Annotated in this window: 12 protein-coding genes; 7 read left to right on the forward strand and 5 right to left on the reverse strand. The window is 62.8% G+C overall.

The annotated features are described in order from the left end of the window. Positions 1–86: 86 nt before the first annotated feature. The 3 genes from Q0367_RS18050 (at position 87) to Q0367_RS18060 (ending at position 3698) form a co-directional block, all read left to right on the forward strand. A complete protein-coding gene (locus Q0367_RS18050) occupies positions 87–1058 on the forward strand; it encodes a hypothetical protein (protein ID WP_297636352.1) in 972 nt (323 codons plus the stop codon). A 1-nt stretch (position 1059) separates the two neighbouring features. Further along, entirely contained in the window at positions 1060–1977 is a 918-nt protein-coding gene (locus tag Q0367_RS18055; protein ID WP_297636349.1) for a hypothetical protein, read from the forward strand. Positions 1978–2561: 584 nt separating this feature from the next. Continuing rightward, positions 2562–3698, forward strand: a complete 1137-nt coding sequence (locus Q0367_RS18060; protein ID WP_297636346.1) for a hybrid sensor histidine kinase/response regulator — start codon at positions 2562–2564, stop codon at positions 3696–3698. Here Q0367_RS18060 and Q0367_RS18065 read toward each other — a convergent pair. After that, positions 3682–4503, reverse strand: coding sequence for a gamma-glutamyl-gamma-aminobutyrate hydrolase family protein (locus tag Q0367_RS18065; RefSeq protein WP_297636343.1), 822 nt, complete (start codon positions 4501–4503; stop codon positions 3682–3684). The two genes, Q0367_RS18060 and Q0367_RS18065, sit on opposite strands and share 17 nt — an antisense overlap. Positions 4504–4556: 53 nt before the next feature. Here Q0367_RS18065 and Q0367_RS18070 point away from each other — a divergent pair, with 53 nt between their 5' ends. Further along, the gene (locus tag Q0367_RS18070; RefSeq protein WP_297636340.1) at positions 4557–7022 is read left to right on the forward strand and encodes a penicillin acylase family protein; all 2466 of its coding nucleotides are present in this window, start codon (positions 4557–4559) and stop codon (positions 7020–7022) included. A 155-nt stretch (positions 7023–7177) separates the two neighbouring features. Next, complete coding sequence (locus tag Q0367_RS18075) at positions 7178–7915, forward strand: SH3 domain-containing protein (RefSeq protein WP_297636337.1); 738 nt, start codon at positions 7178–7180, stop codon at positions 7913–7915. A gap of 31 nt (positions 7916–7946) precedes the next feature. Here Q0367_RS18075 and Q0367_RS18080 read toward each other — a convergent pair whose 3' ends face one another. Genes Q0367_RS18080 through Q0367_RS18095 form a run of 4 tightly spaced genes read right to left on the reverse strand, consistent with a single transcriptional unit; the run spans position 7947 to position 12312 of the window. Beyond that, positions 7947–9824: an SLC13 family permease gene (locus Q0367_RS18080; RefSeq protein ID WP_297636334.1), complete on the reverse strand. Its 1878-nt coding sequence runs from the start codon at positions 9822–9824 to the stop codon at positions 7947–7949. A gap of 25 nt (positions 9825–9849) precedes the next feature. Next, positions 9850–10908, reverse strand: a complete 1059-nt coding sequence (gene hypE / locus Q0367_RS18085) for a hydrogenase expression/formation protein HypE (RefSeq protein ID WP_297636331.1) — start codon at positions 10906–10908, stop codon at positions 9850–9852. A gap of 23 nt (positions 10909–10931) precedes the next feature. Further along, on the reverse strand, positions 10932–12053 hold the full coding sequence (gene hypD, locus Q0367_RS18090) for a hydrogenase formation protein HypD (protein WP_363325888.1): 1122 nt from the start codon (positions 12051–12053) through the stop codon (positions 10932–10934). Next, the gene (locus Q0367_RS18095) at positions 12037–12312 is read right to left on the reverse strand and encodes a HypC/HybG/HupF family hydrogenase formation chaperone (RefSeq protein WP_297636326.1); all 276 of its coding nucleotides are present in this window, start codon (positions 12310–12312) and stop codon (positions 12037–12039) included. The genes hypD and Q0367_RS18095 overlap by 17 nt, the downstream gene beginning before the upstream one ends. Before the next feature lie 201 nt (positions 12313–12513). Here Q0367_RS18095 and Q0367_RS18100 point away from each other — a divergent pair, with 201 nt between their 5' ends. Both Q0367_RS18100 and Q0367_RS18105 read left to right on the forward strand, forming a co-directional pair. Next, positions 12514–13431 carry a DMT family transporter gene (locus Q0367_RS18100; RefSeq protein ID WP_298983964.1) on the forward strand — a complete coding sequence of 306 codons (918 nt, stop codon included), beginning with the start codon at positions 12514–12516 and terminating at the stop codon, positions 13429–13431. A 72-nt stretch (positions 13432–13503) separates the two neighbouring features. Further along, positions 13504–14442 carry a multidrug resistance efflux transporter family protein gene (locus Q0367_RS18105; RefSeq protein ID WP_297636320.1) on the forward strand — a complete coding sequence of 313 codons (939 nt, stop codon included), beginning with the start codon at positions 13504–13506 and terminating at the stop codon, positions 14440–14442. The last annotated feature ends 6 nt before the right edge of the window (positions 14443–14448 follow it).

A 14448-nucleotide genomic window follows, 5' to 3' on the forward strand; every position in this document is an offset into this window, starting at 1 on the left:
TCTTCCAAATGTCAACTCCATAGAGTACTATACGTGACAACGTGGTTTTCGTGAAGAACGAGGCCCACCGAAGAGAGGATTGGTTTTTGGCGACGAAGACTATCGAAAAGTTGGAAATGATCTCCAGGACGGAACCCACAACGGACGGCGAGCTTTGGGGGCGGATGCGCGCAGTTGCAACGAGCGCCGCCGCCGCCGGCGCGCTGCAACCGATCCAGACCGTCGTTCGTCATGTCGAAGAGGCGGGCGTGCGCTTCGTCGTGCGCGTATTGGCGGGCGCAGCCGGGCGGGCGGCTGCGCAACAACGGCTGGCCCAGGCAACCATCGAGCGGTCGACTGCGGAAAACCCATTTCTACCCTATGACCCTGCGCTGTTTGTAGCCGATCTCTCGCCCACGCATGTCTGCTTGCTCAACAAATATCCGGTGGTGGATCATCATCTGTTGATTGTGACGCGTGCTTTCGAGGAGCAGGAGACCCTGCTCTCCGAGACGGACTTCGATGCGCTGTTAATCTGCATGCAAGCCGTCAATGGGCTGGCCTTTTACAACTCCGGCAGAATAGCAGGGGCGAGTCAACGTCACAAGCACCTCCAGCTTGCCCCATTTCCGCTCGATCCCGCCGGCGTCGACGCTCCGATCGAGTCTGCGCTCGGCGGCCCGCAACGATTGGGCGAAATTGTGCGCGTCCCTTCCCTGCCGTTTCGTCATGCGCTGCTTTGGATCGACGAACAGCTTGACAGCCCCGGTGCAATGGCGGCCGCCTATCGCGCCATGCTCTGCGCCATCGGCGTCTGGCGGGGCGAGGATGCAACGCCGAGACCGTACAACTGGCTGGCGACGCGCCGATGGATGTTGGCGGCGCCCCGCACCCGCGAAAGCGTGGATGGGATGTCGATCAATGCGCTCGGTTTTGCAGGGAGCTTCCTCGTGAAGGATGAGGCCCAGCTGGAGTGGCTGCGCGCGTTCGGCCCGCTGCGCGCCTTGCAGGCTGTGAGCGATTTCGATGCCGACCCCAGCGCGGCTGTTCCCCCGACGACGGATCCCCATGGATTTTAATTTGAATCAAGCGACTCGCGCTTCCCTTCTGGCGCAGCGCGGCTGGCGACGCTCGCGCCGACCGGTCGGACAGCCTACGCGCGGCAAGACCGCCGGCAATCGTCTGCGCCGCGTCGACGCCTTTCTGTTGCTTTACGATGCGCATCTCCTGCGTCGCGAAGATGGCTCGTTTGCGGGCGCCTGGTTCGTCGATCTCGGCTATGGGGCGGAGCCGGTGACCACGCTGGAAAGCGCCGCCCGCTTCCGTCGCATCAACCCTCTTCTGCCGGTGATGGGCGTGGAGATCGATCCGGCGCGCGTGGCCGCAGCGCAGCCTTTTGCAGATGAACGGACGGAGTTCCGGCTGGGCGGCTTCAACCTGCCGCTGCGTCGCCTGGAAGCCGGACGAAGCGAGCGCGTGCGGGCGATCCGCGCCTTCAATGTTCTGCGCCAGTATCAGGAAGAGGACGTCGAGCCGGCCTGGGCGGAGCTGGCGTCTGCAGCCTTGCCGGGCGCATTGCTGATCGAGGGCACGTCCGACCCTTCAGGAAGCCTCTGGGTGGCGAATGTCTTGCGCAGAGAAGGCTCCGCCCCACGCTGGCGGCTGGAGGCGCTCGTGTTCAGCACAAAGCTGCGAACTCCTTTTGCGCCGGAGGCGTTTCAGGCCGTTCTTCCCAAAAACTTGATCCACCGGGTGCAGCCTGGAGAAATGATCTACGACTTTTTAGAAGCCTGGAAGCGCGCGGCCCAGGTCACGGCGCATGAACGCGTCTGGGGCGAACGTCGCCGCTTCGTCGCCGCCGGCCAAACTGTGCGCACATATGGTTTTTGCGTCGATACGCGTCGGCGATGGTTGGCGCGCGGTTATCTATTGCTTCAGGCGCCCTTTTATCTGCGGCGGGGATGGGAGGCGCACCTCCCATCCGCACGTTCTCGATAGACTGCACGGTCATGGAGAATGCAGGAAGCGCAGCGGGCCCTCACCCCCCTGGCCCCTCTCCCAATGCTGGGAGAGGGGGAGAAGGCCCTCACCCCCTGACCCCTCTCCCAAGGCTGGGAGAAGGGGGAGGGAGCATCGTAAATTCTCCGGATTCACCGTAGCTGCGGCTCGTAGCCGCAGACCCTCGGCAGACCCCAAAGCCAGGGGAAAGCCCTCACCCCCTGGCCCCCTCTCCCAAGGCTGGGAGAAGGGGGAGACACCCGCTCGTTCTCGATAGACCGCAAGGTCATAAGGTCGCATTCTGCAAAAAGGTTTTGCCGGACTGCATAACCCCTGAGGCGCCTCACACTTTGCTTGTTGGCGAATGAATCGTATGATAAACTATCAGTAAACTAATCGAATGCTTACGCAATCGTAACCATTCAATTTCTGGGAAAAAGGAGCTTACGCTGGCTTACGTCGTCAGGCCCTAATGCATGCAAGAGCAGGAAAGACGCAGAGCGTCGTTTGCCGGCTGAAGAAGTGCGGGGAGACGCTCAGCGCAATATTCCCGAATCAGAACAAATCAGGTGTGTGCCTATCTCATGCTACAGACTCATTCGTTGCATCCTGGCAATCTATCCCAACAGCGACGCGTTGTCGTCGTGGACGATGAGCCGGCGAGCCGTGAGGCGCTTTGCGCCCTGCTTGCGGCGGAAGACTTTGACATTTATTCAGTTGGGAGTGGCAAAGAGTTGTTGCGCCGCATGCCTGAGCTTGCCCCGGACGTCATCTTGCTTGACATTATGATGCCGGAGATGGACGGCTACACGGTCTGTAAAGAGTTGAAAGAATCCGCAGCCTATCAACATATCCCTGTGATTCTGGTGACCGCCCTGGACACCGTTCAGGATCGCATGCATGGACTGGAAGTCGGCGCCGATGAGTTTTTGACCAAGCCGGTCTCTCGCATCGATCTGCAGGCGCGCGTGCGCACCATGCTGCGCATCAAGAGCCAGTACGACCAGTTGGAACGCATGCTCGAAATGCGTCAGGCGCTTTCCTACATGATCGTTCACGACTTGCGCAATCCGCTGGCGGCCGTGATGCTCTATTTGCAGCTGCTGAAGCGCAAGGGCGGCGTTCCACCGGAAAGCATGCGTTACCTGGAAATGGCGACCGCGGAAGCGCAGAAAATGAGCAATTTCCTGGACGATATGTTGATGTTGGCCAAGATGGAGCGCGGCAAGCTCTCGCTTTCGCGCAGCCCCATCTATGTCGATCATCTGCTGGAGCAGGTGCGCCAAAAGATAGCCCCTTACGCTGAAGCGCAGGGAGTGACGCTCGTGGTGAAAACGCCGGGCCAGAGCTACCCGGTGATCGCCGACGTCGCCCTCTTTCAACGCGTTGTGGAGAATCTCGTCAGCAACGCCTTGAAGTTTGCCCCGCCGCAGAGCACCGTCACCATTGCCGTTGAGTATCCGCGCGCCGGCCTTCCCGAGGAGGAGGCGCAAAATGTCCCTTCCGTGGTGCTAAGCGTGCTCGATCAGGGGCGCGGCATCCCGCCAGAAGATTTCGTGCGCATGTTCGACCCCTACGAGGCCGTCCACATGAAAGAACAGGGCAAGGCGGAGTTGGGGTTGGAGCTGGCCTTCTGCCGCATGGTGGCCGAGGCGCACGGCGGGCGCATCTACGCCGGCAACAACCCCGATCGCGGCGCCGTGATCACCGTCGAGATGTGAACTCCAGGTGCATGCGCCGCTCTCCGCAGGCCGCCATGAAGCTCTCCCAGAGCCGACGATGCGCTTCGCCCAGTTCAAAAATACGCTCCGGATGCCATTGCACGCCGACGACCCACCGGTGCTCCACACTCTCGTAGGCCTCCACCAACCACTCGTCGGGGTGCGCCACCGCTGCGGGCCGAAAGATCGGCGCCAGGGACGAACGGTCCATGCCTTGATGATGAAAGGTGTTGACCTCAAAACGATCGGCGTCGACGATGGCGTGCAGGCGGCTGCCGCGGAAGACCTGAACCGGATGAAAGCGCGTCGGCCCCTCCGGAGGAGAGCGATGACCGTCGAGATGCTGGATCATCGAGCCTCCCGCCGCAACGTTGAGCACCTGGCAGCCGCGGCAGATGCCGAAGATCGGCATGTTGCGTTCCAGGGCCGCCTGCGACAGCCCAATCTCCAGCTCATCGCGTTTGACGTCGATGGTGGCTTCCTCGGCGCCGGCGAGCGGTTGATTGAAATAGTGCGGCGCAACATCGCCTCCGCCCGAAAGGATCAGCCCGTCGAGATGATCGAGCGTCTCCTCCGGCAGACGACCTTGCGCCGAAGGTTCGTAGCGCCTTCCATCCGGCAACAGCGCAGGGCTGTCGGGCGTCAGGATGACCGGAATAGCGCGGTAACTGCCGACCATCGCGATGTAGTTGCGCGCGTTTTGTTGCAACCATTCGGGATCGCCGCAGCGCGAGGTGATTCCGATCCACAACGGACGTCCACCGTTGAGGGTGATCGAGGAATGGATGGACAGATTCACCGACATAGAGAGCGACCTCACTCCTTCCAGACCATGAGAACAATACGATACAGTATACTATGACCGTTCCATCGATTGCGATTGCATTGCTGATTGTTTTGTTGATCATGGTGCTCTTGGGCGCTGCGCTCTTTCTCCACTTGTACTGGTGGAGAATGCAGCGGGCGGCGCCCAAGCTGGACGGCGTGGTGAAGGCGCCGGGCTTCGACCGGCCCGTCGAAATTCTGCGCGACAAACATGGCGTCCCGCACATCTATGCCCAGACGGAAGCCGACCTCCATCGCGCGCTGGGATGGGTGCACGCGCAGGATCGCTTCTGGCAGATGGAGCAGGCGCGACGCACCGCACAGGGCCGGCTGGCCGAAATCTTCGGCGAGCCGGCCCTTGACGCTGACCGCTTCTGCCGCATCATTGGCTTCCAGCGCGCCGCCGAGGCCGATGAGGCGGCGCTCGACCCGGAAACGCGCCAGATCATCGCATGGTATGTCGAAGGCGTCAACGCCTATCTCGCCAGTCGGCCTGGCCGCGTCAGCGCCGAACACAATTTGCTGCGCGTGCCTGCGGAGCCGTGGCGGGTGGTCGATACGCTGGCCGTCGCCAAAGTGCTGGCGTGGAGCATGAGCGGCAACTGGCAGAGCGAGCTGACGCGACTGCTGCTTCAGCAGCGTCTCGACGCCTACAGCGCCGCCGACCTCGAGCCCGACTATCCGGCGGAGGCGCCTATCGTCATAGCCGGCGTGGGCGGCGCCGACCCGATGCGACTGCAAAGCGCCGCCGGACTTCTCCTTTCTCAGTACGAGCAGGTGCGCCAGTGGCTCGGCGGTGAGCAGATGGGGCAGGGCAGCAACAGTTGGGTGTTGGCGCCCAAACGCAGCCTGAATCGACGCCCGCTGCTCTGCGCCGACCCACACATGAACGTGCAGTTGCCGGCAATGGTCTATGAGGCGCACCTCAGCGGGCCAGACACCGAGGTCAGCGGCATGACCTTTCCCGGCATGCCCGGCGTCTTCATTGGGCACAACAACTCCATCGCCTGGGGATTGACAAACGCACAGGTGGACACTCAAGACCTGTTTATTGAGCGGATGCATGCGGATCAGCTCTTTCACTTCGCCAAGGGCGCCGCATGGGAGGAGGCGCAGGTCTTCGACGAGACGATTCAGGTGCGCCGGGGAGCGCCGCACACGGAGCGCATTGTCGTCACGCGGCACGGCCCTCTGATCAACGGCTTTATCCGTCAGGCGATGGGCGCCCCGAACCCGGCGGTGGAGGAGACGTGGCTCGCATTGCAGTGGACGGGGCACTTCCCCGGCACGATGTTGACCAGCGTGCTTAAACTCAACCGGGCGCAGGACTGGCAGGAATTTCGCGCGGCGCTTGCCCTGTGGACGTCGCCGCCGCAAAATGTCACCTATGCGGACGCTCGCGGCAACATCGGCTATCAGATGGCCGGCCGCGTGCCGCGACGCAGCGCAAACCTCGGCCTTGTCCCCGCCCCTGGCTGGGCGCCTGAGTTCGATTGGCAGGGATGGATCCCTCCGGAGGAGCTGCCGCACCTTTACAACCCCGAGTCCGGTGTGATTGTCGCAGCCAACAACAAGATCGTGGGCGACGACTATCCCTATTTCCTCGGCCTGGAGTTCGATCCGGGCTGGCGCGCTGCGCGCATCGAGCAGATGCTTACGGAAAAGGAGCGCTTCACCATCCGCGACATGGAGGAGATGCAGCAGGACACCGGCAGCCTGCTGGCCAGGGCGTTTTTGCCCTGGTTCACCTTGCTTTACAGCGAGGACCCGTGGGAGAAGGTCGCCCTCCAGACGCTGCGCAAGTGGAACTGGCGCATGGACACCGACAGCGCGGCTGCGTTGATCTTTCACTATTTGCTTGAAAACGTCCTCGACATGACCTTTGGCGACAAGCTTGGCGCGGCGCTTGACGGCTACCTGGGCAAAACTCATGCTCCGCTCTTCCAGCATCACCCCTTCCGCCTGCGCGCAGAGACGCGGCTGCTGCAAATCCTCTCGGAGCACGACGCCAGCTTCTGGTACAACGATGCAGCCAACGGCCGCGCGCGCGACCGCCTCGAACTCCTCCAGGAGGCGCTGACGCGCTCGTTGAAAATGCTCCGTCGCACCTATGGAGACAGCATGTTGCGCTGGGCGTGGGGCAAGGCGCATCAGGTGCGCTTCACGCATCCCCTTGGCGCAGCCCGGCTGATCGGCGGCTTTTTCAGCCGCGCGCCGTTGCCGGTCGGCGGCGACGCAACGACGCCCAACCAGACGCGCGCGGCGTCAGGGCTGCCTCCCGGCCTTGTTCAGGTCGCGCCCGTCTACCGCCAGATTCTCGAGGTGGGCGCCTGGGATCGCGCCCAGAGCGTGATCGCAGGCGGCCAGTCCGGTCATCCTTTGACGCGGCAGTATGACGACCAGATCATGATGTGGCGCGAGGGCGTCTATCACCCCATGCCCTGGTCGCGACCGGCGGTCGAAAAAGCGGCTGTGCACAAACTCACGCTAACGCCGTAAGAAGCCATTGCATCCACAGCAAACGCACACGGCTGATTTCCGGCAATTGTCGCAGCATTTTTCTGTGTTGCGGCTGTTGCGGCTGCGCTTCAATCGCCTAAGCTGGAAGGTGAGCCGATTCTGGCCTGCTGCGGAAAATCCAAGGAGTTGAGCCAATGCGCATCCTTTCAGCGGTTTTGCTTCTGGCGGTCTTTGTGGGGCTGGCTGTTTTCTTGACCTTCACCTCTTCCTGGGGCGCCCTTTGGTCTTCTCAGGTTCAGGAGACGTCCACGGCTTTGGCGGAAGAGCCATCGCCCACCCCAACGCCGGATTGGAGTGGCAAACTCGCCGTCGACATCGTGCAGCCGACTGTGTTGCGCGCCGCGCCGGCGCCCGCCGCTGAAATCGTTGCAGTGCTCCGCCGCGGAGATCGAGTTGCACTCTCCGGCTGCAACGCCGACCTTCTGTGGTGCCAGACGGAAGAAGGCGCCTGGCTGTTGTCCTACATGGTGGGAGATGTGCCGGGCGAACTGCCTGTGCTGGACGCCGCCGGCCTGACGGTGCGCGACGTACGCGACGCCCCCACGCCGACGCCCGAGCCGACGCCCGAGCCGACGCTTACGCCCATCCTTGAACCGATGCTGCAGATGAATTTGCTGCAGCTCTTGCCGACGCCTACGCCGACGCCCGCCGTAGTCGAGGCCATTGCGTTGGACACCGCCAATTTGCGCGCCGGCCCTGGAACTGAGTTTGAGCGCGTCGGTGGCGTGCAGGCGGGCGACGCGCTCCGACTGGTGGGGCGACTGGCCGATGGCTCCTGGTATCAACTGGAGAATGGCGCCTGGATTGCGGCGTTCCTGGTCGAAGCGCCGGCTGCGGAGCTTCCCATCGTGGCGGTTGGCGCAGAAGAGTGACCCCGTTCTCAGGCGTTCGAGCGCCCGCCGATCAAAACGGCCAAAACGCCGGGATCAAGAAGCTCGCAATGAGCACCATGATGAGCTGCAGCGGCGCGCCGATCCGCAAATAATCGATGAATTTGTATCCGCCTGGCCCCATCACAATTGCATTGGTCTGATAGCCGAAGGGCGTCATAAAGGCTGCACTGGCCCCGAAGAGAAGGGCCGCCAACAGCGGCGTCGGGCTGATGTTGAGGCTGGCGGCAAGGCTGAGCGCCACCGGCGTCAACAATACGGCGACGGCGTTATTGGAGATCAGCTCGGTGAGCAGCGCCGTCATCAGATAGAAGAGCGCCAGAAAGAGGCGAGGATTGGCGTCGCCGCTGAGAACAAGTAAGCCGTTCACAAGCGTATTGGCCAGCCCGGTGCTCTCCATCGCCACGCCGACGGGAATGGTGCCGACCAGCAGCATCAGGGTGGAAGGCTCCAGCGCGCCGAGCGCTTCATCGATGCGTAGACAGCGCGTGAGCACCATCGCCACGGCGCCCGCCAGCGCCAGCACCACGATAGGGATTTCGCTGAATGAAGCCAGCAGCACGACCAGCGCCATGATGATCAGCGCCGTAGTGTTCTTGGTCTTGCGGACGAGCGTGTCCTCGACGCCTTCCACAAGCAGCAGACGACAGGCGTCCGCCGCTTTGCGCAGGCCGGCGGTTTTTCCGCGTAACAGCAACACATCCCCCACCTCGAGGCGCTGTGTGCGCAACCCCTGCACCTGCTGCGCCCCTTGATGTTGCAAGCCCATCACTTTGACGCCGAAGCGTCGGTTGAGCATGAGCTGGCCGATCGTGTTGCCCACCATCTCCGAGCCCGGCATCACCACCGCCTCGATCACCTGCTCTTCGAGGTCAGTGGTCGCCTTGCGTTCTTCATCCTCGATCACCGTGGCCAGGTCCAGATTGTGCGTCTGCTGAAAAAGATGAATGTCTTTCGGCGCGCCTGAAACAACCAGAATGTCGCCAGGTTCGAGCTGTAGACTGCGCAAGGACTCAGCTTGCAGGCTCTCCCCTTTGCGCAACACTTCAAGCAGCGTCACCGAGGATGAATGATTTTCGTTGTTCTGTCTGACGCGCTGGCTTTGCAACCTGCGATGACGACGGATCGGCTGTGGCGGTTGCGAGCGATCGGTCAAGGCGATGCGCTCGAAAACGTCGGTCGCCGTCTTTCCATTGATTTTGCTGTCGCCGTTTACGATTAGCTCGGTGACATAGGTGCTGTGCGAGCGTCCGCCGGTCAGGCTGGCCAGCGGTGAGTAGTCAGGCAGCAATCGGTGGCCGACGAGGACGATAAAGGCGACGCCTGCTGCGGCGTAGATCAGGCCCAACGCACTGAACTCAAAGAGGCCGAATCCCGGTCCCCCTGCTTTGCGATAGAGTTCGGAGACCAGGATGTTGGTGCTGGTTCCCAGCAAGGTGATGGTGCCGCCCAACACGGCGAAGTAGGAGACGGGAAGCAGAAATTTGGATGGGCGCAGGTTATATTGCCTGCAGAGGGAGACAACCACCGGAATCATCATTACGACGACGGGAGTGTTGTTCATAAAGGCGCTCGCCGGCGTCTCCACCAGCGCCAACAACAGCAGCAGCCGCCGTGCGCTGCCCCGGGCAAACCGACCCAAGTAGATGGTCGCCACCTCCAGCGCGCCGGTGCGCATCAGACCGGCGCTCAGGACGAACATTGCCGCCACCGTGATCGTGGCGGTCGAGGAAAAGCCGCTCAACGCCTCGGCGGGGCTGAGCAGACCGGTCGCCATCAACGTCACGATGGTGGCCGTCGCCGTCACTTCGGTGGGAAGCCGGTTGGTGACGTAGAGTGCGGTCGATCCGGCAATGATTGCAATCAAAAGCCATTGTTCAAACGGGAGCATGGCGATGGATTCCGCCCGTTCCAGGTTAGCAGATGCGAGGCAACTGTTCACCTACCTGCATGTCCACCACGCGACTGCCGCCGATGCCGGTGCGCGCCACGACGACGCCCGGATGCTCTGCGGTGATGCGCCCGATGATGGCGGCTTTGGCGCCGAGTGGATGGCGCCGCATCGCCTCGAGCACAACCTCGGCCTCTTCAGGCGCAACGACGGCGACCAGCTTGCCCTCGTTGGCGATGTAGACCGGATCCATGCCGAGCATTTCGCAGGCGGCGGCTACGGCCGGCGGCACAGGCAGCCTGCGCTCTTCATAGACGACGCCGACGCGCGCCGCGCGCGCAATCTCGTTGAGCGTCGCCGCCAGGCCCCCGCGCGTAGGATCGCGCAGCACATGGATGGCGCGGCTGGCGGCCAGCATCGCTTCCACCAGCCCATTGAGGGGGGCGCAGTCGCTTTCGACCGGCGCGCCGAATTCAAGCCCCTCGCGCACGCTGAGGATGGCGACGCCGTGCAGGCCGATCTCGCCGCTGACGATGACGACGTCGCCCGGCTGCGCCCGCTGCGGTCGGATGTCGACGCCTTCGGGAATGACGCCGACGCCGCTGGTGTTGATGTAGACGCCGTCGCCGTGGCCTTTGTCGACGACCTTAGTGTCGCCTGCGACGATCTGCACGCCGGCCGCGCGCGCGGCGGCGGCCATCTCTTCGACGATGACGCCAAGCTGCGAAACCAGCAGCCCCTCCTCCAAAATGAAGCCCGCCGTCAAATACTGCGGCTTCGCTCCCATCATGGCGAGGTCGTTGACCGTGCCGTTGACGGCCAGCTTGCCGATGTTGCCGCCTGGGAAAAAGAGCGGGCGCACCACGAACGAGTCGGTGCTGTAGGCCAGCCGCCCGCCCTCGAGCGTAAGCACCGCTGCGTCGCCGAGTGCATCGAGCGCGGCGTTGCGAAAGGCCGGGGCGAAGAGATGCTCCACCAGCTCGGCGGAAAGCTTGCCGCCCCCGCCATGCCCCATGACGATGGTCGGATAGCTGCGCAGCGGAAGCGGGCAGCTCCAGGCTGTGAAGTCAATGGACTCAATCATGCTCTTTTCGCTTCACCTTCGCTTCACACGGACGGCGCGACCGTAGTTTCTTCGACTTGCACGAATCGGCCATATTGATAGTAGGCTGCGCATGCCCCTTCACTCGAGACCATCGTGGCGCCGAGCGGCGTGCGCGGGGTGCACTCTTTGCCAAAGGCCGGGCATTGGTTGGGCTTGAGCAACCCTTGCAGCACCTCGCCGCTGCGGCAGAGAGGGGATTCCTGCGTGCGGATGTTGGCGACGGCGAAGCGCGCCTCTGCGTCGAAGTCGCGATAGCGTTCGCTCAAGCGCCAACCGCTGCGCGGGATGACGCCGATGCCTCGCCAGGCGCGGTCGGTGACTTCAAAGACGTCGGCCAGCATCTTCTGCGCAGCCGTATTGCCCTCGCGGCGCACAGCGCGAGGATAGGCGTTCTCCAGCCGGGCTTCGCCTTTTTCCAGTTGCGCCACGGCGCGACGGATGCCCTCCAGCACGTCGAGCGGCTCGAAGCCGGTGACCACGATGGGGACATGGTAGCGCTCGACCAGCGGTTCGTACTCCCAGTAGCCCATCACCGTGCAGACGTGGCCGGCTGCGAGAAACGCCTGCACACGCGTGGCAGGCGACTCCATGATGGCGGCGATGGCGGGCGGCACGAGCACATGCGAGACCAGCATCGAGAAATTGCGCAGCCCCAGTTGTTTCGCCTGATAGACCGCCATGGCGTTGGCGGGCGCAGTCGTCTCGAAGCCGATGGCGAAGAAGACGACCTCCCGCTCTGGGTTGGCCTGCGCCAGCTTCACGGCGTCGAGCGGCGAGTAGACGATGCGCACGTCCGCGCCTTCGCTCTTGACGCGGAAAAGATCTTTTTCACTGCCGGGCACGCGCAACATGTCGCCAAAAGAGCAGAAGATGACGCCCGGCTGTGCAGCGATCTTCAGCGCCTTGTCGATCGTCTCCAGCGGCGTCACGCAGACCGGACAGCCCGGCCCATGGATGAGCTCGATCTCCGGCGGCAGCAGCTGGTCGATGCCGTTGCGGATGATCGAATGCGTCTGCCCTCCGCACACCTCCATGATCGCCCACGGCCGCGTGGTCATGCGCCGAATCTCGTCAAAGAGGCGTTGGGCTATCTCCGGGTTGCGAAATTCATCCAGATATTTCACCATCCCCCTCCTCTGAAGCGCCAAGCTCCTCCTCCAACCGCCCCATCTCCTCGAACAGGCGCAGCGACTCTTGCGCCGACGCCTCATCGAGCTGCGTGATGGCGAACCCAACATGCACGATGGTGTAGTCGCCGACCTGAATTTCCGGCACATAGGCCAGGCAGACTTCTTTGACGATGCCTGCGAAATCGACCTTTCCCATGCGCACGCCGTTGATTTCGTAGATTTCTTTCACCTGTCCGGGTATGCCGAGACACATCAGAGCCCCCTTTCTACGCTGCCTCCTTATTGTAGCATAGCGCCCTTTGCTTGCGGCCAAAGCGCAATTGCACCGTCGTATATTGCCTCCTGCCCAAAGTAGGCGTTTTTATCGGGCTGTGTACAATAGATGGAGATGGTTGGAATCATTTGTTCCACCCAAACAACAGCGACAACGATTCTGAACACAGCGGCGAATTCAATGCATTCAACATCTTCGACACAAGTCTCCGGCTTCTGGCTGGTTTTGGCCGCCGCCATCTGTTGGGGGACGACTGGCACGGCGCAGGCCTTTGCGCCGGAGGGCGCCACGCCGCTGGCAATTGGCGCGATGCGTCTGTTGATCGGCGGGGGCGCACTGTTGCTTTTTGCGTTAGGTCGGCGGCAAATTCGCCGTCAAGGGTGGCCGCTCACAGCCACGCTCACCACGATCGGGACGATCGCAGGCTATCAGCTCTTTTTCTTCGCCGGCGTGGCGCGCACCGGCGTGGCCGTCGGCACCGTGGTCGGCATCGGCAGCGCGCCGGTGATCGCAGGCCTGCTTGGGCTGTTGTTGCTGGGAGAGCGTCCCCAGCGGCGTTGGCTGGCGGCGACGGCGCTGGCGGTGGCAGGCGTGGCGCTATTGTTGACGGCAGGCGGCGCCGTCGAGGTCGATCCGTTGGGCGTCATCCTGGCGATCGGCGCAGGCGCGGCCTATGCGCTGTACACGATCGCCAGCAAAGACCTGTTGCGCGCGCAGCCGCCCGACGCTGTGACTGCGGTGGCTTTTTTCGGCGGCGCGCTGGCGATGGCGCCGCTGCTTCTGTTTGTAGACCTAACATGGTTGTTGCAGCCGCGTGGCGCGGCGGTCGCCTTGCATTTGGGGCTGATCGCCACTGCGCTTGCATATATGCTCTACATCCGCGGGTTGATGAGCCTGCCGGCTGCGACGGCGGTCACCGTGGCGCTGGCGGAGCCGTTGACCGCAGCCACGCTGGGCATCGTCGTGCTGGGAGAGCGGGTGACGCTCCCCACCCTGAGCGGCATGGCGCTGATTGTGGCGGGGCTGGCGGTGTTGGCGCTCGGAAACATGCAGCGAGCCTCCTGGCCTGCGCGCAAAGTGAAAAAACATCCGGTGTGATTTCCCTGCTCAAGGCTCACAGCGCATCGGTCAATCATTCAACCGCATTTCAGAACAAATCGCCATCCTTTTATGCTGAAATTGCTTGGCCCCGGTCTCCTTGCAGCGCTTTTCTTCAGCAGCACCTTTATTTTGAACCGCGCCATGAGTCTGGAGGGAGGGCATTGGGTCTGGTCGGCCAGCCTGCGCTACCTTTGGATGACGCTGTTTCTGGTGATCGGGCCGCTCTTGATCGGGCGAGGACGGCTTTTGCTCGACGCCCTTCGCCTGTTGTATCGCTACTGGCGCTTTTGGATCGTTGCGGGCACGATCGGCTTTGGCGTCTTCTATGCGGGCATCGCCTTCGCGGCCTCCTATGCCCCGGGGTGGGTCGTGGCGACGACATGGCAGATCACGGTGCTGGCTTCGCCGCTGGTCTTGTTGCTCTATGGGCGACGCGTGCCGTTGCGCGGTGTGGCCTTCACAGTGCTCATCTTTGTGGGCGTTCTGCTGGTCAATCTCAGCGAGATGCACGCAACAAGCTGGCGCGAGGTGATCCTCGGCGGGCTGCCGGTGTTGATCGCCGCATTCGCCTATCCGCTTGGCCTGCAGTTGGTGTGGGAGGCGCGCAGCGGAGGGCACACGCGCATTCCGCACATCGTCGATCCGGTGTTGGGGGACAGTTTTGCGCGCGTGCTGTTGTTGACGCTTGGCTCGCTTCCCTTTTGGCTGGTGGTCATCCTGGCGACGCAGCCGCCGCCGCCTTCCGCCGACCAGTGGATGAACACGGCGTTGGTTGCGCTTTTGTCCGGCGTGGTGGCGACCAGCCTTTTCGTTTACGCCCGGCATCAGGCGCGCAACGCCTACGAGCTGGCGGCGGTGGACGCCACACAGGCCGCGGAGGTTTTGTTTGCGCTGGCAGGTGAAATGCTCTTGTTGGGCGCAGCTTTTCCTAGCCTTTGGGGAGTTCTGGGCGCCGGATTGACCATCTTGGGCCTCATCCTCTATTTGCTGGCGCAGGGCAAGCGGTGAGCCGCG

The sequence above is a fragment of the uncultured Caldilinea sp. genome (genome assembly GCF_937128415.1).
Taxonomy (GTDB): domain Bacteria; phylum Chloroflexota; class Anaerolineae; order Caldilineales; family Caldilineaceae; genus Caldilinea.